Origin of the sequence: Mobilibacterium timonense, assembly GCF_900155555.1 — a bacterium.
Classification (GTDB): Bacteria; Bacillota; Clostridia; order Peptostreptococcales; family Anaerovoracaceae; genus Allobaileyella; species Allobaileyella timonense.
On the sequence record NZ_FUHN01000008.1, the window covers coordinates 366,480 to 388,345 of the forward strand.

Annotated in this window: 21 protein-coding genes and 1 tRNA gene; 8 read left to right on the top strand and 14 right to left on the bottom strand. The window is 54.7% G+C overall.

Annotated elements, in window-relative coordinates; all coding sequences use genetic code 11:
• Positions 1–8: 8 nt before the first annotated feature.
• The 4 genes from BQ7382_RS07730 to BQ7382_RS07745 all read right to left on the bottom strand — a co-directional run bounded on the left by BQ7382_RS07730 (position 9) and on the right by BQ7382_RS07745 (position 5,908).
• Positions 9–653: an HAD family hydrolase gene (locus tag BQ7382_RS07730; RefSeq protein ID WP_077391540.1), complete on the bottom strand. Its 645-nt coding sequence runs from the start codon at positions 651–653 to the stop codon at positions 9–11.
• Positions 653–1,796, bottom strand: a protein-coding gene (gene prfB, locus BQ7382_RS07735; RefSeq protein ID WP_144082111.1) for a peptide chain release factor 2 whose coding sequence is annotated in 2 segments (ribosomal slippage) — positions 653–1,732 and positions 1,734–1,796 — 1,143 coding nt in all. Because the reading frame shifts where the segments join, the coding sequence is not laid out codon by codon here. The genes BQ7382_RS07730 and prfB overlap by 1 nt, the downstream gene beginning before the upstream one ends.
• A gap of 84 nt (positions 1,797–1,880) precedes the next feature.
• Positions 1,881–4,676 (bottom strand): preprotein translocase subunit SecA, encoded by a 2,796-nt coding sequence (gene secA, locus BQ7382_RS07740; protein ID WP_077391542.1) that lies wholly within the window; start codon positions 4,674–4,676, stop codon positions 1,881–1,883.
• Positions 4,673–5,908: a hemolysin family protein gene (locus tag BQ7382_RS07745; protein ID WP_235847982.1), complete on the bottom strand. Its 1,236-nt coding sequence runs from the start codon at positions 5,906–5,908 to the stop codon at positions 4,673–4,675. Before BQ7382_RS07745 ends, secA begins: the two co-directional genes overlap by 4 nt.
• A 333-nt stretch (positions 5,909–6,241) precedes the next feature.
• Here BQ7382_RS07745 and BQ7382_RS07750 point away from each other — a divergent pair.
• Positions 6,242–6,317 (top strand) — tRNA-Arg (locus tag BQ7382_RS07750).
• Positions 6,318–6,755: 438 nt separating this feature from the next.
• Here BQ7382_RS07750 and BQ7382_RS07760 read toward each other — a convergent pair.
• The 5 genes from BQ7382_RS07760 to BQ7382_RS07780 form a co-directional block, all read right to left on the bottom strand.
• Positions 6,756–7,142 (bottom strand): hypothetical protein, encoded by a 387-nt coding sequence (locus tag BQ7382_RS07760; protein WP_077391543.1) that lies wholly within the window; start codon positions 7,140–7,142, stop codon positions 6,756–6,758.
• Complete coding sequence (locus BQ7382_RS07765; RefSeq protein ID WP_077391544.1) at positions 7,129–7,455, bottom strand: hypothetical protein; 327 nt, start codon at positions 7,453–7,455, stop codon at positions 7,129–7,131. Before BQ7382_RS07765 ends, BQ7382_RS07760 begins: the two co-directional genes overlap by 14 nt.
• A 100-nt stretch (positions 7,456–7,555) precedes the next feature.
• A complete protein-coding gene (locus BQ7382_RS07770) occupies positions 7,556–8,059 on the bottom strand; it encodes a pyridoxamine 5'-phosphate oxidase family protein (RefSeq protein ID WP_077391545.1) in 504 nt (167 codons plus the stop codon).
• Positions 8,060–8,140: 81 nt separating this feature from the next.
• Positions 8,141–9,832: an autotransporter outer membrane beta-barrel domain-containing protein gene (locus tag BQ7382_RS07775; RefSeq protein ID WP_144082113.1), complete on the bottom strand. Its 1,692-nt coding sequence runs from the start codon at positions 9,830–9,832 to the stop codon at positions 8,141–8,143.
• 132 nt (positions 9,833–9,964) lie between these two features.
• Complete coding sequence (locus BQ7382_RS07780) at positions 9,965–10,528, bottom strand: biotin transporter BioY (RefSeq protein ID WP_144082114.1); 564 nt, start codon at positions 10,526–10,528, stop codon at positions 9,965–9,967.
• 274 nt (positions 10,529–10,802) lie between these two features.
• Here BQ7382_RS07780 and BQ7382_RS07785 point away from each other — a divergent pair, with 274 nt between their 5' ends.
• The gene (locus tag BQ7382_RS07785; protein WP_077391547.1) at positions 10,803–11,444 is read left to right on the top strand and encodes a histidine phosphatase family protein; all 642 of its coding nucleotides are present in this window, start codon (positions 10,803–10,805) and stop codon (positions 11,442–11,444) included.
• Between the two features lie 3 nt (positions 11,445–11,447).
• Here BQ7382_RS07785 and BQ7382_RS07790 read toward each other — a convergent pair whose 3' ends face one another.
• Positions 11,448–12,392: a DMT family transporter gene (locus BQ7382_RS07790; protein ID WP_159437267.1), complete on the bottom strand. Its 945-nt coding sequence runs from the start codon at positions 12,390–12,392 to the stop codon at positions 11,448–11,450.
• On the bottom strand, positions 12,392–13,306 hold the full coding sequence (locus tag BQ7382_RS07795) for a DMT family transporter (protein WP_077391549.1): 915 nt from the start codon (positions 13,304–13,306) through the stop codon (positions 12,392–12,394). The genes BQ7382_RS07790 and BQ7382_RS07795 overlap by 1 nt, the downstream gene beginning before the upstream one ends.
• A gap of 355 nt (positions 13,307–13,661) precedes the next feature.
• Between BQ7382_RS07795 and rplM the strand changes: the two genes are divergently transcribed.
• Both rplM and rpsI read left to right on the top strand, forming a co-directional pair.
• Positions 13,662–14,090 (top strand): 50S ribosomal protein L13, encoded by a 429-nt coding sequence (gene rplM, locus BQ7382_RS07800; protein ID WP_077391550.1) that lies wholly within the window; start codon positions 13,662–13,664, stop codon positions 14,088–14,090.
• Positions 14,091–14,107: 17 nt separating this feature from the next.
• Positions 14,108–14,503 (top strand): 30S ribosomal protein S9, encoded by a 396-nt coding sequence (gene rpsI / locus BQ7382_RS07805; protein WP_077391551.1) that lies wholly within the window; start codon positions 14,108–14,110, stop codon positions 14,501–14,503.
• Positions 14,504–14,659: 156 nt separating this feature from the next.
• Here rpsI and BQ7382_RS07810 read toward each other — a convergent pair whose 3' ends face one another.
• The 3 genes from BQ7382_RS07810 to BQ7382_RS09735 all read right to left on the bottom strand — a co-directional run bounded on the left by BQ7382_RS07810 (position 14,660) and on the right by BQ7382_RS09735 (position 17,583).
• Complete coding sequence (locus BQ7382_RS07810; protein ID WP_235847983.1) at positions 14,660–15,880, bottom strand: ATP-binding protein; 1,221 nt, start codon at positions 15,878–15,880, stop codon at positions 14,660–14,662.
• 152 nt (positions 15,881–16,032) lie between these two features.
• On the bottom strand, positions 16,033–17,169 hold the full coding sequence (locus tag BQ7382_RS07815; protein WP_077391553.1) for a Fic family protein: 1,137 nt from the start codon (positions 17,167–17,169) through the stop codon (positions 16,033–16,035).
• A 288-nt stretch (positions 17,170–17,457) separates the two neighbouring features.
• Positions 17,458–17,583, bottom strand: a complete 126-nt coding sequence (locus tag BQ7382_RS09735; RefSeq protein WP_268874719.1) for a hypothetical protein — start codon at positions 17,581–17,583, stop codon at positions 17,458–17,460.
• Positions 17,584–17,722: 139 nt separating this feature from the next.
• Between BQ7382_RS09735 and BQ7382_RS07820 the strand changes: the two genes are divergently transcribed.
• From BQ7382_RS07820 to BQ7382_RS07835, 4 genes are all read left to right on the top strand, one after another.
• On the top strand, positions 17,723–18,547 hold the full coding sequence (locus BQ7382_RS07820) for a polysaccharide deacetylase family protein (protein ID WP_077391554.1): 825 nt from the start codon (positions 17,723–17,725) through the stop codon (positions 18,545–18,547).
• An 80-nt stretch (positions 18,548–18,627) separates the two neighbouring features.
• Entirely contained in the window at positions 18,628–19,287 is a 660-nt protein-coding gene (locus BQ7382_RS07825; protein WP_077391555.1) for a YdjY domain-containing protein, read from the top strand.
• Positions 19,287–20,420, top strand: coding sequence for a glycosyltransferase family 2 protein (locus BQ7382_RS07830; RefSeq protein WP_077391556.1), 1,134 nt, complete (start codon positions 19,287–19,289; stop codon positions 20,418–20,420). The genes BQ7382_RS07825 and BQ7382_RS07830 overlap by 1 nt, the downstream gene beginning before the upstream one ends.
• A 16-nt stretch (positions 20,421–20,436) precedes the next feature.
• Positions 20,437–21,849 carry a flippase gene (locus tag BQ7382_RS07835; RefSeq protein ID WP_077391557.1) on the top strand — a complete coding sequence of 471 codons (1,413 nt, stop codon included), beginning with the start codon at positions 20,437–20,439 and terminating at the stop codon, positions 21,847–21,849.
• Positions 21,850–21,866 lie beyond the last annotated feature (17 nt).

Below are 21,866 nucleotides of genomic sequence, written 5' to 3' on the forward strand. Positions count from 1 at the left end.
TGCCTCCTCTACACCAGAGCCATCAGATCCTCCGGTCTGGAGAGCCTGTAGTCCGGCGTGAATTCAGGTGCTTTCAGTTTTGTTTCGTCCACCGGGTGGCTCCACTGGACAAGGACGCTCTCCGCCCCTGCGTTGTTGGCACAGCCGATGTCGAACCGGGTGTCACCCAGCATTATGGAATTCTCCGGCCTGCCGCCCGCCTTGTCCAGCGCGGTGAGCAGAGGCTCCGGATCGGGCTTGTGGGCCTTCGTGTCGTTGCTTGTGATCACCACGTCGAAGTAGTCCCTGAGCCCGAAGTATTCCAGGTATTCCATGGTGGTGGGCTTCAGCCTGGACGTCACCAGGAGCAGGCTGTGCTCCCTCTCCTTCAAGGTCTCCAAGAGGTCCTCCACCCCCGGAAAAACGGATATGTCCTCTTTCCAGCTCTTCAGCTGGTAGTCTCTGTAGCTTTCGATGGCCATGTCCGCAGTATCTCCGGGAAAAAACTCTTTCATCGAGTCGTAAAGTGTCTCTCCGAAGGTATCGAGTATCTCCCTCTCACTGTGCTCATACCCGTGGTATTTCCGGAATGTGTACTGCCAGGAATTGATTATAAGCTGATTTGTATCCAGAACAGTTCCGTCAAAGTCGAAGACTACGAATTTCTTTCTCATCAGTTGTTCACGCCCTCCCTGGCATCCTGTGTCAGCTTGGCCTTGATAAAGAGATCGAGGTCTCCGTCCATAACAGCGTTCACGTTTCCGGTCTCAGCTCCCGTCCTGTGATCCTTTACCATGGTGTACGGCTGGAACACATAGGACCTGATCTGGGCGCCCCAGGTCACCATCCCGGTGTCGCCCTTGAGTTCGTTCAGGTTCTCCTTGTGCTCTTCCTCTGCCATCTTTGTGAGCTTGGCCACCAGGATCTTCATGGCAACTTCCTTATTTCTCAGCTGAGATCTCTCGTTCTGGCAGGTGACCACAGTGTTGGTAGGAAGGTGGGTGATCCTTATGGCGGAATCGGTGGTGTTTACGTGCTGGCCACCGGCGCCGCTGCTCCTGTAGGTGTCGATCTTCAGGTCCTGAGGATCGATGTTCACCTGGAGCTCGTCTCCCAGCTGAGGGACCACCTCCACAGCAGAGAAGGATGTCTGTCTCTTCCCCGCCGAATTGAAAGGCGATATTCTCACCAGCCTGTGCACCCCGTTTTCGCTCTTGAGATATCCGTAGGCGTTCTCGCCGCTCACCATCACCGTGGCGCTCTTTATACCCGCGGCCGTGTCGTTCTGCAGGTCTACGACCTCGGTCTTGAATCCCTTTTTCTCACAGTACCTGAGGTACATGCGGAGCAGCATCTCGGCCCAGTCCATGGCGTCGACACCGCCGGTGCCGGCGTGAATGCTCACGATGGCGTCGTTGGAGTCGTATTTTCCAGAGAGGAGCGTGTCCAGCCTCATCTCCTCGAGTCGGTCCTCCAGGTCGGATATCTGGTGGTCCAGCTCCTTCAGTTCCCCGAAGAGTTCTGACTCGTCCATGCTGTCTTCCACAGACTCGCTGAGGAGCTCGATCATGGCCTCGCCGTCCTCCTGGGTGGACTTCACCTCGTTGTATGACTTCAGCTTTTTCTCGGCCTGGCCCTTCTCGCGAAGGATCTTCGTGGCCTTCTCCTGGTCATCCCAGAAGTCCGGCTTCTCTATCTGTGCCGACAGTTCCTGATTCTTTTTCTCCAGCCCAGCCGGGTCAAAGAGAGTCTCCGAGCACGGTTATCATCTCACTTGTCCTGTCGAGGCGCTGCTTCAGATCTGCTATCGTTATCATGGTTCCTCCCCGGCGGGGCCATCCCCCGCCTGTCTATTCATCTGGTCCTCTGCATCCGGTCATCATCTTCCCGGTTTTCTGCGTCTAATTCTCGAATCTGCCGTGGCAGTTCTTGTACTTCTTCCCCGAGCCGCAAGGACACGGATCGTTCCTTCCGATCTTCGGATGGTCTCTCCTGATCGGAGTGTGGTTCTCCTTCTTATCTTCCTTCGGCGCCTCCTGAGGCATGCCGCCGCCATTTTTCGCCATCCTGGCCATAGCCCTTCTCTCCTGAGCCGCCTGCTCCATCTCCTCATCCTCATACTCGTCCTTGCGGGTGATGCTGATGGTGACTGCATTCCGGCGCTCTGTCTTCGTCTGGAGAGTCATGCTGTAGCAGTACTTCACGGTCTCTTCTCTGATGTCGGCGACCATCTCGTCGAACATGGCAAAGCCCTCAGATGCGTAAGCTGCGGTAGGGTCCTGCTGGCCCAGCGCTCTCAGGCCGATGCCGTTCTTCAGCTGATCCATGGCGTCGATGTGGTCCATCCAGCGGTTGTCCACCACTCTCAGGAGGATCATGCGCTCGGCCTCCCTCATGTGCTCGGCGCCGATCTCGGCCTCCTTGTCGTCGTAGATCTTCCTGAAGGTCTCCTTCACGTCCTCCTTCAGCGACTCAGGCGTGAGGTCGAGCTTCTCCTCGTCGGTGTACACGAGGGCCTCTTTGAAAAGAGGGTTTATCTTGCACAGGTCCACGCTCATGGCATCAAAGTCCCACTCCTCGGGGTATCTCGACTCCATGGTCACGGGATCGATGATGCTGTCCACCAGCTCCTCCATCATCCCCATGATGTATCCCTTGAGGTCCTCTCCATCCAGTACCATGCGGCGCTGGCTGTAGATGATCTCCCTCTGCTTGTTCATGACGTTGTCGTACTGGAGCACGTACTTACGGATGCCGAAGTTCTTGCCCTCAACCTTCTTCTGGGCGTTCTCGATGGTCCTTGACAGAAGCCCCGCCTCCAGGGCCTCGTCGTCCTCCAGCCCGAACCTGTCCATGTACTTCTGGATCCTGTCGCCTCCGAAGAGCCTCATCAGGTCGTCTTCAAGGGATATGAAGAACTGGGTGTCACCAGGATCTCCCTGACGTCCGGAACGGCCTCGCAGCTGATTGTCGATACGCCTCGACTCGTGGCGCTCTGTACCCACAATGCACAGGCCTCCAAGGTCGATGACCTCCTGCTGCTCGCCCTTCATGGCATCTTTTTTCCTGCTCAGGATCTGGCTGTATTTCTCTCTGGCCTCCAGGAGCTCGGGATCGTCGCTCTTCTCAAAGCCAACGGCGAAGCCGATCTGGTCGGCGGTGTACCCGGCCCTCTCCATTTCCTTTCTGGCCTCGAAGTCCGGGTTTCCTCCCAGGATGATATCCGTACCACGGCCGGCCATGTTGGTGGCGATGGTGACGGCGCCCTTGCGGCCCGCCTGGGCGATTATCTCGGCCTCCTTCTCATGCTGCTTGGCGTTCAGCACGTTGTGAGGTATGCCCCTCTTCTTGAGCATCTTGCTGATGTGCTCGGATATCTCGATGGAGATGGTACCTACCAGCACCGGCTGCCCCGTGGCGTGGGCCTCTGCCACCTTGTCGGCGATAGCCTTGAACTTGCCGGTCTCGTGGGCAAAAACGGCGTCCTCTCTGTCGTCACGGATAACCGGCTTGTTGGTAGGGATCTCCACGACGTCCATGTTGTAGATCTCTCTGAACTCGTCTTCCTCGGTCTTTGCGGTACCGGTCATACCGGCCAGCTTGCCGTACATCCTGAAGTAATTCTGAAGCGTGATGGTGGCCAGCGTCTTGGACTCGGCCCTGATCTCCACGCCTTCCTTGGCCTCGATGGTCTGGTGCAGGCCGTTGCTGAAGCGGCGGCCGTACATGAGACGTCCGGTGAACTCATCTACTATGAGGATCTCTCCGTCCTTCACAATGTAGTCCACGTCCCTCTTCATTATGTAGTTGGCACGGAGAGCCTGCATCACATAATGGTTCAGCTCCATGTTGTCCGGGTCGGAAAAGTTCTCGATGCCAAAATACTTCTCGCACTCCCGCACGCCATCTTCTGTGAGGGAGATCTGCTTGTCCTTTTCCTCGATCTCGTAGTCCTTGCCCTCGTCCAGCGTTCTCACGAAGGAGTTGGCGGAGCGGTACGTGCTGCTGGAATCCACGCCTTTTCCGGATATGATCAGCGGGGTCCTGGCCTCATCGATGAGGATGGAGTCCACCTCGTCGACTATGGCGTAGTGGAGATCTCTCTGGATCAGGTCTTCCTTGTAGGTGACCATGTTGTCACGCAGGTAGTCGAATCCGAATTCGTTGTTGGTGCCGTATGTGACGTCCGCGTCGTAGGCGGCCTTCCTGTCCGGGCCGTTCACGGAATGGATCACGCATCCCACCTTGAGGCCCAGGAAGCTGTACAGGCGGCCCATCCACTCTGCGTCTCGCTTTGCCAGGTAGTCGTTGACTGTGACGATGTGGACGCCCTTTCCTTCCAGGGCGTTGAGATATGCCGGCAGTGTGGCCACGAGGGTCTTTCCTTCACCGGTCTTCATCTCGGCGATCCTTCCCTGGTGAAGCACGATGCCGCCTATGACCTGAACGCGGAAGTGTTTCATTCCCAGGCTCCTCCAGGCCGCCTCACGGCAGACCGCAAAGGCCTCCGGGAGCAGGTCGTCCAGTGTCTCCCCGTCCGCGAGCCTGTCCTTGAACTCCTGAGTCTTACCTCTGAGCTCATCGTCGGAGAGCTTTTCCATCTCCGGCTCCAGTGCCATCACGCTGTCGGCTATCGGATAGATCTTCTTGAGCTCACGCTCGTTGAGGTCTCCAAACAGCTTTTCCATTAAACTCATTGATCTTCCTCCTCCGGTCTGTCTTCGACCGTTATGTGGGTCATCAGCGCCCTTCTCGAGTCTGCCTTGGTGACTCTCACGCTGAATATCTTGTGCTTCGATTCGTATCTGAATGTATCTCCCGCTCTCGGCAGGCGGTCCATCTGGATCATGACCCAGCCGTTGATCGTTGTGGCCGGCTCGTCGATGTCCTCTCCGAAGAGCTCAAAGAACTTTTCCAGGTTGGCGCCTCCCGCCACCATGTAGCTGCCGTCGTAGATCCTCGTCACGTCGCGCATCTCCACGGTGTCGTGCTCGTCGTAGATCTTTCCAACCAGCTCTTCTATTATGTCCTCCATTGTGACCAGGCCGGTGGTGCCGCCGTACTCGTCGACGATTATGGCGATGTGTGTCTTCTTGGCCTGCATCTTCTTAAGGAGGACCGCCGCCTTGATGGACTCGGCAACGTAGGCGACAGGCTTGATGAACTCCTCGAGAGGCCTGCCCTCAGCCACCACGTAGTTGTGGAAATCCTTCTGGTTCAGTACTCCGATTATGTTGTCCAGGTCGTCCTCGTAGACCGGCAGCCTGGAAAGCCCTGTGTCCTTGAAAATCTCGGCGATCTCCCTGTTTTCCGTCCCCAGCTCTATGGCGACCATGTCCACCCTCGGGGTGATCACGTCGATGGCCTCCAGGTCGTCGAACTCGATGGCGTTCTTGATCATGACGCTCTGCTCTTCACCGATGCTGCCGCTCTCCCTGGCGTCGTCGATTATGGTGATCAGCTCGTCCTCGGTGTAGGCAGGTCCTTCGCTGTCTCCGAAGATCTTTCCGAGAAGCTTCTTCCACTGGGCGAAAAGCCAGTTCAGAGGCGTGAGAAGCACCACCAGCACGCTCACCGGTCTCGCCATGGCGAGGGCAAAGCCCTCAGGATGCTCCTTTGCTATATTCTTAGGGGATATCTCGCCGAAGATCAGCACCAGTACGGTTATCACGACCGTAGAGATGGTTGCTCCCATGTTCCCGAAGATCTTCACGAAAAGGACGGTGGCGATGGCCGTGGTGCCTATGTTGGCGATGTTGTTTCCGATCAGTATCGTGGTCAGGAGCTTATCGTAATTGTCGCTGAGCCTGAGCACGAGATCCGCGTTCTTCACGTCGTCCGCCGCCATGTTCTTCATCTTGATCTTGTTGAGAGAAGTGAAGGCCGTTTCCGTCGCGGAAAAGCAGGAAGACAGTAATATCAGGATCACTATGCTTATTATTTGCGGTGCCAAAGAAAGATCATCCCTCCAGTCGATTTTCTGAATATTGGTTCTGGCGTTCTGACTGCTCGCGGCCGCCATGCGGGCACTGGCCGTCTCAGGCGTTGCCGTTTGGCGTGGCCTCCGGCCGTCCGGTAAGCCGTCAAAATCGTCTCATACAGAGGTGAGTATACTACAGGTTTGTGTTGAACAAAAGTTAAGAGTTTGTGTGGTGTTTACGTGAGTTGGGGGAGAGGCCTGCCTCGCAGGCTGTGGACGACTGGACCCGGATGTGGTAAAATACGTTGCGTATTTTGATTCGAAGAAGTAAATAATGTTTATGCGCCAGTAGCTCAGGGGATAGAGTAGCACACTCCGAATGTGAAGGCCGCGAGTTCGAATCTCGCCTGGCGCACCAGCTGAAAAGCCTGCAAGCTCAAGGACTTGCAGGCTTTTTCATTTGTCTTTCTTAGTTTAGATTTTGCCTGTTTTTACCTGTTTTTACCTGTAAAGTGTGGTACTCGGTGTGGTACTTCGCAGATCGAAACTTGCATCACATACCATAACAGTTAAGTCACTGGAGAAGGTTTTTACTTTCCAATATCGATTCGTATTCTTCTTTTGACAACGGACAGTTCACGAGATCCATGAATTGATTCTTCGACAGATTTACTTGCTTTGCCATCATACCGATAAGTGGATCCGATATTTCAGACTTCCCGTGACTGAGCTTCGTCATGACTGCAGTCTTTTTCCCGTCACCATTAATATAATGGAAAAAAGTATGATCTCCTTCAGATGCAACAAAGCCTTTTTTTCTGTAAACTGCTCCTTATACGAGCTGTCTTAAGGACCGTCATCTCGCGCCCCTCACATTCTCAAGCATCCATTTCTTTACCGCTCTCGCGCTTTCAGTCAGATCGCTATCATCCTCCGAAGTGTAATATTCCCATACATGGCTGAACTGACTTTTCAGATCTTTCAACAATTCGTCGACAGTATCTTCCGCAGATGCTATCACCAGGTCTCCGATATGATAATTTGCCACGTAGCAACCATCTTCACAGTGATAACGGATCACCATTCTGCTCTTGAATTCCAGATGTTCATTTATCTGCTTTAATGAAATACAATATTGTGGCCTGCATTCACTATATTTTCTTCTGACAGACTCTTGCCTGTTGATCGGTACACCGCTGAAATTTCTTCTTGAATGCACTGATCTCATACTAGTCACGTTCATCCCCGGCCTCCATTTCGGTCACAACATCCTGCAGCCAATTGAGTAGAGCTCTTGCAGTCTCCTGGTTCATCACTACGCCATTTCTGACAGATCGGATGAACTTATAGTCCTGAGGGGAAACAACGCTTGATTCACAGGTGCTTCCGTCTTCAGAAAACGTAAGTTCTTCCTCATAAGGTAGCGGAAGTCTCTCCAGATAAAAATGCATCACAAGTTCTCCGCTGGGATTTATCCCACCATAAAAACCGTTTACGTAATCCGGGTCGTATCTTTTATCAAACAAATACTTAAACCTGAATTTATTATCTTCCATACCGCACCTCCTGCTTAAGAGCTGTGTGGTAAGTATAGCATATTTCACACTCATCTTTTTATAAAAGAAATGGCGGTCCGAAGACCGCCTTACGATATGCTCAGTGTGCTTTTCCCGATATGTGCTCCACCGCGATGTCCACCACCTCGACCCTGTCCAGCGGGCCGGCAGCGCATTTTTCAGCGGCCAGGCGGGCCTCCTGGTCGCCGGGCGCGAGAGCGACGGTGAGGTCAACGAGGAGTTTCCTCTTTTCCTCCTGATCCCGGACCACTGAGGCCTCACCAAAGGCTATGGCACTCTCGTAAAATGTGGTGATGTGCGGCCCGTCGACGGAATCGCTTTTTACCACAGTGAATGAGACGCGCGGGCAGCTTGCCAGGTTGTCCATCTTGTGGCCTTCGGCGGCGCAGTGGAAGTAGATGTGCCCGTTCCTGTAAAAATAGTTTACCGGCACTCCGTAGGGAAAACCGTCCTGGCCGAAGGTGGACAGGATGCCGTACTTTCCTTCCTTTAATATAGCCTCGGCCTTCTCAGGGCCGATAGCCCGCTCACTGCGCCGGATCTGCCGCCAGGCGCCGTTATATCTCTTGGTATCCTCATTCATTTTTCACCTCCGCTTCGGGTCAGCCCCGGAGATCGCATCATCGATCCCCGGAAGATTCTTGTTGTCGGAAACACTATATCGCTACTCTACCACCGCGCCTCTTTTCTTTCCATCATTTTCGCCCATGGTGGTGGATGTGCCGAAGTATTCGTCAAAGGCGCTTCGGCTCAGGGACTTTCCACTTGATTTTGCCGAAGACGGCACACTTGCGGTGGTGCTGTATGTACCGCTCACCGTGACTGTGACGCTGCTCTTCCCATTGACTACCGTCTTACCGTTGGCGACAACGGAAACAGTTTTTCCATTCTCGTCCACCAGCTTTGCGCCGGAGGCCAGGTTCAGGGATGACACGGTGCAGTCGCCCGTGACCACCCACTTGGATCCCTTTGCCACCGTAACAGACGTGTTTGCCTCTCCGTCGGTCTGGCCGGTCCAGCTGGAGCCCTTGGTCAGGTACAGATCCACGCTGCTTATGCCGTCGGTGTAGATGTCCCCGGACAGGGTCTCGTCCTTGGCCAGCAGAGACAGGGTCCCGCCGTTGCTGCCGCTGGTCCCCCAGTTGTTGGATGAGTTGCCGGAGGCGTTCACAAGGTACACGTTGTCGCTGTCAAAGCCCAGCTTCGTGTTCTGGAGTATCACCTTCGCGTCGGTATTGGTCACGTAGAACATGGCTCCACTGGTGATGCTCGTCCTGAGCGTAGAACCATACGCTTCAAAAACAGATGCCTCGTCGGCGGAGGTATCGGCGTCCCCGGATGTGGACTGGTAAAGGATCACTCCGTTCTTGATCGGGTCCGAGCCGGAGATCGCGTCGTTGGTGCTGGTGAGAGTCGAGTTCTTGATGAGGATGCGGTTTTTTCCCTCCATGCCGGCGATCTGGCTGCCGGAGGCCGTTCCCTTGACGTTGTCCACCTCGATGTCTCCCGTAGAGTAGATCAGAGGAGAGCCGGATCCGCGAGTCTTAAGCGTGCTGTTCGTGACAGAAATGTATCCGCCGCCTCTGTCTGTTGCCAGAGCCGCAGAGTGGTCTCCCTCAGTGCTTACGGTGAGCTTGTTTCCGTAGATGCGGCCACCGTAGGTGGCGTCCAGGCCCCTGGAATTTCCGCCTGAAGTGGTGGTTATCTTAGTGTTGTTCACGTATACCCTGGCGGAATCCGTGGCGAAGATCCCGTTGGAGCCGATGCTGGTGCTGTAAATGCCGCTGTTTTTGATATAGAGCTTCGAGCCGCTGCCCGCTGCCAGGACGCTGGAGTTAACGCCGTAGAAATTGCAGTTGTCTCCGTCTTCATCGGAACCGCTCTTCTTGATCCTCACCCGGTTCAGCTTGAGTGTCCCACCATTCTGTGCCAGGACCGCATTCTGGTCCTTGTCCGATGCGGTGATCGAAGTGTCTTTCTTAGTGACGGTCTTTCCATCTGCTGTCAGGGCTCCCGTATAGCTTCCGCTGTAGTCGTAGGACTGTGTGTCAGCCCCGCCCGGGGCGCTGCCGCCCTGGCTCCCGTTTCCCGGACCGCCTGATCCGCCGGGCCCTCCGCCGGCGCCTGAACTTTTTTCCGAAGAACTGCTCGTGGCAGTGATGACCTCTGAGGCATCGACCGTGGACGTGCTCGCGTGGTGCAGCTCCTCGATCCGGACGCCATCTCCGTCGCCACCGCTCGCGGTCGAGCTGGCGGAAATGGCCGCCGTGTCCGTGGCTATCATCGACAGGCAAAGCATGAATATCATGATGCCCGTCAGGATCTTGCTTCGGTATCTGGATAAAATGGAATTCATGATGACACCTCCTAACTCCCTGTCTCAATCGTCAGGAGCCTGCTTTAACGAATCGTCCCAAGGATACTGCCTTACTGTGGAGAAAACTCGTCACTCGTATATAGGAAAAGAGGTGTTCGTATATCGATGGGATCAGGTCCTCAGGAATTTTGCCAGGCGGCAGGCCAGGATCCAGGCGAGGATCATCTTCGCGACGTCTCCCGGTATGAACGGGATAACGCACGCCGCCATTGCCGCGGTGAAGCCCGTCCCCGTAAGGTGGATGAACCACAGCGTTCCCAGGAGGTACAGCACCGCCTCGCCGGCGATGACCGCGAAAATGTATCTTTTTGTGCTTCGTACGTGGCCGATCGGCGATGCCAGTCCTGCGAATGCGGCCAGGAAAACATATCCTATCAGGTAGCCTCCCGTAGGGCCGGCGAGTATGCCGAGGCCTCCGGTGAAGCCGGCGAACACCGGGATGCCGACGGCGCCCAGCAGCAGGAACACAGCTGTTGCCGATGCGCCCTTCCTGCTCCCCAGGAGGAGCCCGGTCAGTATCACCGCGAAGGTGGCCAGATTGATGGGAACTCCCGTACCCGGCAGCGGGATGGATATCCAGGAGCATACGGCCATGATGGCGATCAGCAGCCCGGACTGAGTGAGCACTGCTGTTTTCGAGATGTCGCGGGTCTTGTTTCTTGCAGGTCCTGTCATTTCGGATCCCTTCCTTCTTATATGTGTGTTATGCATATGCGGCTCGTATTTACGTCGTTGGAAACAAGGCTAACAGTTTGGTCACCCTCTGTCAACCCACGACCAATTAACGGGTGACAGCACTTCCGGTCATCCCGTGACATCCATGTGGATCTTGTGGCGGCGGTGCTGCCTTGATTCTTCTCCCGCCCGCTGATAGAATCTCCGGGAAAGACAAATACGGACATAGATTTGCCCCGGTGGATCCGGGGCAAAGACGACACGGGATATCATAATGACAGGAACAATAACAGAGACAAACACAAACACAAATACAGGAACGAAAAATGACCTTTTCCTCATCCGCCACGGACACACCGAGGGAACATCACAGAAGATCTTTTACGGCAGCACCGACCTGGCTCTCACGACAGACGGTGCCCGGGAGATACGTGAGCTGCGCGACCAGGGCATCTACCCGTCCGCCGACCACGCCTGCCTCTATACCACTGGCATGCTGCGCACCGAGCAGACCTTTCGCCTGATCTTCGGGGATCAGCCCCACGGCACGATACCGGAGCTGCGGGAGATCAACATGGGTGAGCTGGAGATGGCGCCCCTGGAAAAGGTGATGGAGCACGAGCCGTCCCGCCGGTGGTTCAACGGGGAGACGGACCGTTTCGATTTCCCGGGAGGCGACAGCACCGAGACATTCACCAGGCGCATCCTTAAGGGCTCCGACAAGCTGATGGGGATAATGAAAAATGCCCCGGGCAGGGACACCATTCTGGTGTGCCACGGGGGCGTGATCTCAGCGCTTATGGAATTGTATTTCTCGGGGATCAGAAACAACACATGGAAGTGGCTCCCGGAGCCGGGCCACGGCTACGAGATATCCTTCCGCGATCTCTCTCCGGTGGACTTCACCCGCATCTGAAGACTATTGACCAGCCGCCTGTCCGGCGGCTTTTTCTTGTGCTCTCTCTTCTTTCGAAGGAAGCTGCGCCACCATCACCGAAGCAAAGATCAGCAGGCACCCCACCAGTTCCCTCGGAGTCATGGACTCGTGCAGGATGACCACCCCGAACACCGCGGCGAATGCGCCCTCGAGGCTCATGATCAGGGACGCAACGGTCGGAGAGACCTTTTCCTGGCCGAATGTCTGGAAGGAAAAGCCTATCGCCGTCGGGAAGACCGCCGTGTAGATGATGGGAAATATGCTCGCCCGGATGGCCTCCAGGGTGTACCCGTCGAAGACGGCCCCGCACGCCAGGGATATGGCGCAGCATACCACAAGCTGGCCGAAGGCCAGGAGCATGGCGTTGTTTGCGGTCACATAGTGATTCAGAGCCACTATCTGCAGAGAGTATATGACAGCCGAGGCCAGCAGGATGATGTCACCGCGGCCGATGCCGCTGCCGCCGCCCTTGAGGCTGAGCAGCGCGAACCCGGCAATGGCAACGGCCACGCAGGCCCAGAGCCGGAGGCCGGGCCTTTTCCCAACGGCGACCCCCATGACCGGAACGATTATCACATACAGAATAGTAATGAATCCTGAGCGCCCGGCGCTGCAGAGGCCGAGCCCCGCCTGCTGGAGGTTGATGCCCCCGGTGAGGAGGATGCCGCAGATCAGGCTCCCGGTGATCATGCGGATGCGGCGAGTGCGCGCCAGCTCGTAGCCGTTTTCTTTTACGTTGAAATACTTCTGCCGGCGCAGGTCCCTCACCGCGAAGGGCAGGAGCACCAGAAAGGCCACCAGGAATCTCATCCCGTTGAAGCTGAAGAAGCTCATGGTGCCCGCGCCGATCTTCGCAGCCACATATCCGCTGCCCCAGATCACGGAGGCAAGGAGAAGGACCAGGCTGCCTTTCGTCTTTTCTGACATCATTTTCCCCTTTCCTTTTCAGGAAGCTGCGCGACGACGATAGAAGCGAATATCAGAGCGCATCCCCCTATCTCCCGCAGGGACATGGTCTCCCCCAGGATCAGGGCACCGAAGATCGCCGCAAACACTGACTCCAGGCTCAGGAGCAGCGATGCTACAGTCGGCTCCGTGTGTCCCTGCCCCACGATCTGGAGAGTGTATCCCAGCGTGGTCGGGACCAGCGCCAGATACAGGATCACCGGCGCTCCCGCGGCAAGCTGAGCCATGGTGGCGTCCTCGAAGATCAATGAAAGGATTATTGAGATCACCGCCGCCACCAGCATCTGTCCGGCGGACAGGGCCACCGCGTTCCTCGGCGTGACGAACCGGTCGATGGCCAGCATCTCCACGGAAAAGGCCACGGCGCATCCCAAGGTGAGCCACACTCCCGGTGAGATGCCCATCTGGCCCTTGAGCGACAGAAGCCCGAAGCCAACTATGGCAACGGCCGCACAGCCCCAGATCTTCCTCGGGATCTTCAGCCCGAGAAACGTCCCGAAAAACGGCACTATAATAACGTACAAAGTCGTTATGAAGCCGGACTGGCCGGCGTTTATCCACTGAAGGCCCGCCTGCTGCATGTTGGTCCCGAGAGCCAGGAAAGTTCCGCAGATGAGGCTTCCCTGGAAAAGAAGTTTTTTCCTCCTGCGAACTTCGTCGAGCCCTTCGGCCTTCTCGTCTATGTAGCCGTTGCGGCGGATCATCCAGTACCCGACCGGTATCAGTATGAGGGCGGACACCAGGTGCCGCGAGCCGTTGAGTGCCAGCGGCGGCAGTGAGCCCAGTCCCAGCTTCTGACCAATGAAGCCGGAGCCCCAGATTATGGCCGTGAAGAGCAGCGCGATATTCCCCTTTATCTTTTCCGATCTGTTCAAGTTCTGTATTCTCCTTACTCAAGTAAGAAAATTATATGAGCCGCATTGGCTTTTATCAAGGTTTTTCAAGGGTTTTATGAGATTTGCTATTGACTTGAGGGAGCTCGGCTAATAAAATGTTACAGCGTAAATTTATCGGCGTCATCTCACGGTGCCGCGGGTTTGCGAATTGGAGCAGGTATCATCCGGAGCTCCGACACTAAGTTATTATTTAGTATGCCGAAAACGATGGGCAGGCGGCCTTGCCACCTTCGCATTACATCCAAGTAGGCAGTGCCGAAACCGAGGCGCGTCCGTCTTTCCTTTTTTCCAGGAGAAGCGGGAAAGCGAACTGAGTAGGTAGAAAGGAACACACATGAAATCTTACATTGCAAAGCCTGCAGATGTCGAGCGCAAGTGGTATGTGATCGACGCTGAGGGAAAGACTCTGGGAAAGCTGGCAGTCGAGGCTGCTATGATCCTGAGAGGAAAGAAGAAGCCGACCTACACTCCTCATGTTGACACCGGTGACTACGTTATCGTTGTTAACGCCGAGAAGGTGTGCGTGACTGGAAAGAAGGAGTCCGACAAGATCTACAAGCACCACTCCGGTTATCCGGGCGGGCTCAAGGAGACTCCACTGAAGGAGCTGAGGGCAAAGCAGCCTGAGGAGATCATCCGCCACGCTGTAAAGGGCATGATGCCAAAGGGCAAGCTGGGCAGACAGATGTACAAGAAGCTGAAGGTCTATGCTGGTCCTGAGCACCCACATGCAGCTCAGCATCCAGAAGAGTACACATTCTAAGAAGGGAGGAATCATAGATGGCTAAGACACAGTACCAGGCAACTGGAAGAAGAAAGTCTTCTGTTGCAAGAGTCAGACTTCTCCCTGGAACAGGAAGAGTCGTTATCAACAAGAGAGACCTGGAGAACTACTTCGGCACCGAGCTGCTGAGGCAGGAAGTTCTGAGACCTTTTGACGTCACAGGCACTGCCGGCAGATTCGACGTTATCGCCACTGTTCACGGCGGCGGCACAACGGGACAGGCCGGAGCCCTGAGACACGGCATCTCCAGAGCGCTCTGCGAGGTCGACAATGACGAGTACCGTCCTTCCCTGAAGGCAGCGGGCTTCCTGACAAGAGACCCTCGTATGAAGGAGAGAAAGAAGTACGGACTGAAGAAGGCGCGTAAGGCTTCCCAGTTCTCAAAGAGATAGTTTCGAGAGAGGCTGTTTCGCGGGCCCGGGGACGGGTCTGGAAAAAAAGGATTTTTTTACCGCTGGAGGCGTGCGCTTCCGGCGGTTTTTTTGATATACGAAAAATGCAGCCATCTGTGTCACAACAGATAGCCGCATGTATAAGGCAACGTGATCTTATCTTCCCAACAACCAGTCCGAAAGATTCACGACCTGGATGCCATCGTAGTTTCCTGCAGTGAGCCGGTCTCCGGTCAGGACGATCTTCTCGTAGTTGTCCCGTATATTCGTCAACGACTTCAGCTCGCGGTCGAAGGTCTCCTTCGCTGTCATATCTGCGGTGACCTGAAAATACGTGTAAATTCCCTGCTTTTCTGCGACGAAGTCCACTTCCGTATTGCCGACTTTTCCGATCATGACACGGCAGCCCCGGCGAAGGAGCTCGAAATAGACTATGTTTTCCAGTGAAAATCCCAGATCGTATTCGCTGCGCGGCAGGATGTAGTTACGCAGGCCAAGGTCTACGATATAAAGCTTCCGGTTTGCTTTCAGAAGCTGTTTTCCCACTATGTCAAAGCGCTCTGCCGGGTAGAAGATAAAGGATTCAGTCAGGGCCTCAACATAATCGCTGACCGTGTTGGGTGAAACTTTTCTTCCGTTTGAAGACAGGTAGTTTGTAATGCTCCGTATGGAAACCGGGTTCCCGGCCACACTGGCCAGATATCTGGCTATCGTCTTCAGCAGAAGAATATCAGTTATCTTCCTCCTGTCCGGCTCGCTCTCCTTCCTCGCCTGTCTATCTTCGATGTCCTTTACGATCACGGTATTGTAAATACCCTCTAAATAGGTATCCACCTTCTCCGGAGTACGGTCCATAACGGCAACATAAGGGAGCCCTCCGTCACGCATATATTCTGCGAGGCCGCGATCTGGATCCATTCCGGTGATCTCCAGAAATTCCCGGAAAGACAAGGGCAACATCTGAATTTCCACATAGCGTCCAGTCAATAAAGTGGCAAGATCTCCAGAAAGCATGCAGGCGTTTGAGCCGGTGATGTATATGTCCACGTCAGGTTTGACATACAGACTGTCTACGACCTTTTCAAATGATGGCACCTTCTGGATCTCATCCAGGAAGAAATAGGTCTTTTCCCCTTCACACAGGTGCTCCTTAAGATAGGAATACAGCTTTCGGTAATCCTGAAGGTCCTCATATTCCAGCTCTTCAAAATTGATAGAAACGATCTGTTTTTCAGATATACCATTTAACTTGAGCCACGACTGATACTGCAGCAGCAAAGTGGATTTTCCGCAGCGTCTGATCCCTGTCACGACCTTGATGACCTGTTCATCCTTCCACTGGATCAGACGATCCAGGTATTCTTTTCTTTCAACCAAGATGCTCACCTCCATCAGCTCATATTCCGATTTTAGAACGCAACAGGCAAAATATCAATTTATATTCCGAAATCGGAACGCTCCGATTTTTACTTATCTACAGATCACTAATATATACATGAGTATAAAGTGCGTCGGACTCGAATCTCAACCTAATTGATTTCTGTTCCTCTACTTAATATTGCAAGATATTTTGCAAATGCATATTTTTTATATCTCTTGCTTTCGGGCTTTTGGTCGACAAGAATTCCCAGGTCACAGAATTGATCGACTATCCTGTTTGCTGTTGGTTGAGAAATATCCAATTTATCCGCAACTAATTGCTTATCGATAACAGGTGATTCAAAAATAAGATTTAAAAGCCGTCTGTTATTGTTGTTAGACTTGACCATCATATCTTCACATACTTTCTTTAATGACAATATCTCTTTTGCAGTCGATATAGCCTCCTCCGATGTCTCCGCTACACCTTTAAGGAAAAATTTGACCCACTGTTCCCAGTCTCCCGTCTTCCTAACCGTCATCAGACGATCATAATATTCCTGCCTGTTTTGTTTAAAAAAGTAACTAATATACAGCAGTGGCTGTGATAATATCCTTTGCTGGCATAGCCAAAACGTAATGAGAAGTCTTCCCATTCTGCCATTGCCATCTAGAAATGGATGTATAGTCTCGAACTGTGCATGTATAAGCGCTATTTTTATTAATGGCGGCAAATTGCTTTCCTTATGCATGAATAACTCTAAAGCACCCATTGCTTCATTCATGTCTGGAACACTTGGAGGAACAAAGGTCGCTTCATTTAATGTGCACCCTGGAGCACCTATCCAATTTTGACTCGTGCGGAATTCCCCAGGACTCCTTTTACTACCTCTGCCGCTAAATAATAAGACACGATGTATCTCCCTCAGAAGGCGCAAAGATAACGGAAACTCTTTAAGCCTCTCCAATCCATAATTCATTGCACCGACATAGTTTACAATATCTCCTATATCCTCTTTTTTCTCCCTGGACTGGTCACCATCAAAAACGTCCACCAATGATGCTTGCGTCCCTTCTATCTGTGAACTAAGGACAGCTTCCTTCTGAACGTACATCGCAACGAACAATTCCGGATCCGGCAATGTTTCTGTTACTCCATCAAGTCTGCCAAGCATCCTGTCCGCACGTGAAAGCAGATCTATCATCTCGCTATCGTAAAAAATTGGCGGGTCTGGCGGCAACGGCTTTGGTTTGAACGTTTTATACCCTAATGGTTGGGAAATGAATATCCCTGCTCTATTTTCCATGGCTCACCTCTAAATAACACTTTTGTTAGTTATGCCAGCTATCGAGTTTTTTAAATAAATTTTTTGCTCTTATTTTTTACTTAGAATATCATCTTTGTCCTTATTTACAATTGTTTTTTTCCCAATTGCAATAACAAGTTGAACATTGACAGTTGAATAGTCCTGAAGAAGCACTGTTGATAAGTTTTCTGCTATCAAAAAAGCTCCAGCGGATCACCGCTGGAGCACAAAATCTTACTTCGGGCATGGGCCGATTCAGGATTTGCCCCCTTTCTTAGTTTCAGCATCTTATTTCTCGGTCTTCTTCCTGTTTCTCTGTCCGGTCCTCCAGACCAGCAGGATCACCAGTGTAGCCACTGCTGCAGCCAGTGCAGCTGCCGGAAGTATAATAGATGCTCCCGATAGCACGATCATTCATTATCTGCGGATTTTATATGCGGCTCTTCACTTTGCAAAAAGCCCACTTTCCACAAAATTCAAGCACTCCAGCGTTTGCCGCATTTTTCGCCCCTGTGTATAATCCAAGAGTAACACTTGGAAGGGCGGTGAGCATTTGTACCGGGAGAAACTGAAAACATTCCTGATTCTGGCTCTGGTGGCGGCAATCATCCCTGCTGCCGTCTACAGATACAGTGTCGCCCGGGACCCCTACGCCCGGGAGATCCCTGTTTTTACATATCACCGGATATGCCCCGATGAGGAGTACGCTTCTTTTTCCAGGGAGAAGGACCTCTGGACCAAAACGAGCGACTTCGAGAAAGAGATGCGCTGGCTCCACTGCCACGGCTACCGCACGGTGTCCATAGACGAGCTTTACCGCTGGCATCAGGGGAGGCTGGACCTTCCAAAGAAGACCGTGGCCATCACCTTCGACGACGGGTATTACAGCGTGATCCGCTACGCCCTTCCCATCATGGAGAAGTACCACATCAAGGGCACGATGTTCGTCATCGGCAACATGGTCACGGAACACCAGGACACTGAGGACCCCATGGCCTACGTGAGCCGGGACACCATCCGGGAGCTGCGCCGCACCTGCCCGGAGCTGGAGTTCCAGTCGCATTCCTACGGGCTCCACCACGATTCCAACCGGAACGCCGTGATATACCGCACGGAGTATCCGGGGATCCTGAGGGATTTTCGCAGGCAGGAGAAGGTGCTTGGAAAAGGTGTAGACGTCATCGCCTACCCTTACGGTTACAGGACGGAGGGCTTCGAGAAGGCGGCCAGAAAAAGCGGGTACAGAATGGCGTTTCTGTACAGCCAGCAGCGGGGCGTCAGGCGGAGCGACTCCCTGTTCAGCCTCCCGCGCATAGGAGTGCGGGGAGACGTGGATCCGGATGTGGCTTTTTTCAGGTGGCTCGGGGACGATCAGTGACGGGCGGCGATCGGCGTAAACATGCGGCGGCAACGTTGACAATGGAAGATACAGCGATTTGAGATGAAAGGACGATTTTTATGAAAGCTGAAAGACTCAGGAAATTCACCAAGATCACTGCGGTCCTGGCCGCAGCCGTGATCATGACGGTAGCCCTGGCGGGGTGCGGCTCGAAGCAGACCACGGACAAGAGCCTGTCGAAGATACAAACGGACGAGAACGCGAAGTCCGTCACCATAACCGCCACCACCCAGGGGAAATTCACAGACAAGGACACGATGCACTGCGTGGTCTTCAACGACGGCAAGATGGCCAGCCACTCAATGTTCGTGACCGGCTGCACTCCTGAGAAATTCCACGAGGCGCTTGTGAAGGTCGGCGGCACCCCTTGGAACACCACGGACAAGGAGTTGAAGGACGGCGAGTACACCGACGGCCAGAAGGTAAATGTCACCCTGACCTGGAAGGGCCAGGAGGAGCCGGTGGAGCTGGGCGACATCCTCGTGACCAACGGCGGGAAGCACCCTGACACTGACATCAGATTTTCCGGGAACAAGGAAAACATCGACAAGGCCGGCTCCGGCTGCATCCTCTGCCTGAACAGTTGCTGGGCGGGAATAACCTCCAACGCCTCCTACGCCTTCAACGACATCGACTCCGGCAAGGTGAAGATGAAACTGGACAAGGACAATGCGCCAGACGATAAGCAGAAGGTGAAGATCACCTTCACCCTCGAGTGATGGAGAAACTCCTCACCATTTCCGTAGCTGCCTGCAACGCCGCGCCCACCCTGGGGGAGACCCTCTCCTCCATGTGCCTGAACGCGTATTACATGGAAAAGCTGGAGGTCATAGTCACTGACGACGGCTCCGGCGATGACACACCGCAGATCGCACGGGGTTTCGTGGAAAAGCACCCCGGCACCTTCCGCCTCATCTCCCAGGAGAACAATGGCTACGGCTCCTCCCTGGAAAACGCCCTGGCCCGCGGCCGGGGCCTCTATTTCAAGGTGGTCGACGGGGACGACAAGGTGGATCCCCGTGGGCTTGAAAGCCTGCTGGACAGGATCCAGGAGCTGAGGAACACTGGCGGATCCCCCGACCTGATCGTCACTCCGTTTTTCACCTGGATATCCGGGCGCAGTGACTGCGGCGGCGTGTACCAAAAAGTCGAAAATCATCCAGGGCTGTCTTCCGTGCCTGTGTCTCTTGAGGCGGCCGGCCTGAGCAGGGGCCTCTCCATTTTCGAGATCACCTGCAGAAGGGACTTGCTCTTGGACGCACACCCCGACTTCCTGCACCACTGCCTTTACGTAGACAACGAGCTGGTGATGGCTGTGCTCCTGAGCGCCCGGACTCTGTGCCGCCTTGACCGCCCGGTGACGGTATACAGGACCGACAGGCCGGGCCAGAGCATGAGCCAGGCGGTCCTGGGCGCTCGGTTCCGGGATATAATGAGGGTGTGCGACCGGGTCTTTTACATGTTCACGGAAAAGGAAAAAGAGCGTTCACGCGCCGGGGTAATCAACGCATCCTGCAGCGAGGATGCATCCCGCGCGAGTCTTACCGGCGGCCGCCGCGAGGCGGCGGAGCTCCTCGTGAGCTCGATGGCAAGGCTGGCCTGGCTGGCCGGACTCCTCTCGCCGCATCCACTGCGGAGCCGCAGCACCCTCAGGAAATGGGAACGGGCTATCAAGATGAAAAGCCCGGAGCTTTTCCAGGTGACACAGAGATCCCGGATCGCCAGAGCCGGAAGGCTGGCGGGGCCACTGGGTTTTCTCGTTATGTCCGCGTCGTTCAAGATAAAGAACCGGATCACCCATCCGGGGCAGGTCGTCTATTTTGCAAAGAAAAACACGTCAGAAAAAGAATAAGTCGATCAGAAAAAACATGATCATGAACGTGCTGGTCACCCTTTCAGGTGCGGTGAACCCGCTGATCGTCCTGCCTTACGTGAGCCGGGTGCTCCACCCCGCAGGGACGGGCCGGGTGTACTTTGCATCGTCGGTGATATCGGTTTTTATGCTCCTGGCCCAGATGGGTATCCCTGTCTACGGGATCAGAGCATGCGCCAGAGTCAGGGACGACCGCACAGAACTTTCTGCCGCAGCGAGCTCCATCCTGGGCCTGCAGGTGCTTTTTTCCGCAGGGTCCTTCGTTCTGCTCATACTGGCAGCATTCGCCCTTCCCCAGCTACGGCCACAGCGGGGCCTCCTCATCCTTATGGGGCTGGGGGTCCTTCTTAACGGCATCAACACCGACTGGCTCTTCCAGGGGCTTGAGGAATACCCGTTCCTCACCGGGAGAGCCGTGTTTTTCAAGCTGGCCTCTGCGGCAGCCATCCTCATTCTGACCAGGACGCCCGGCGACTACCTCATCTACGGCGCACTGACCATGGTGCCCGCAGCCGCCGCATCCGTGTATAACCTCTTTTTCCTCAAAAAACACATCGACCTCCGGATCACAGGGCCTGGCGAAATCTTGCGCCACCTGACGCCCGCCCTGCACTTCTTCCTGCTCACCGCCATGACCACCGTATACACCAATCTGGACATGCTGATGCTGGGTTCCATGCGTGGGGACGCCGAGGCGGGCTACTACGGGACCGCCGTGAAGATAAAGCTGGGGCTGGTGAACCTGATGATCGCAGGGGTCTCGGTGCTCATGCCGCGGATCAGCTACCTGGCGGAGACCGGGGAGACCCGGGAGTTTCATCGGACCATCGCCCGGGCGGTGACTGCGTGCCTAATCTTTTCCGTCGGGGCGGCGGCACTCTTTGTCATGTTTGCGGAAGATTCCATCCTGCTGCTGGCGGGCCGCGACTTCGAGCCGGCGGTCGTCCCGATGACGGTTATCATGTTCACTCTTATCCCGATCGGGCTGAGCCAGATCCTCGGGATGGAGGTATTGATACCCCTCGGCCGGGAAAAGCAGGTGCTCCTCGCCGCGGCAGCCGGCGCCGTGGTGGACATGTCGCTGAACATTTTCCTGATCCCCGCGATGGGGGCTACCGGTGCGGCAGTCAGCACTCTGGCATCGGAGGTTGTGGTCATGCTCGTGATCATGTGGGGCATAAAAAAAGAGGGTCTCGAGCTCGTGGGGCAGCGGGGTGCCGGGATCCTGCAGGTGATCGCGTGCAGCCTGCTGCCGGCGGCCCTGGCGGGACTCCTCTGCCACCGCATCGCCGCAGGACTCGGAGTGACGGGAAGCCTTTTCCTGTTCACGTCTGGGGCCCTGCCTTTCCTCCTGGTCTACGGGCCCATCTCTCACTGCACGTACAGGAAACTTTTCGCGAAGTTCTGAGACAAACACGGGAAAAA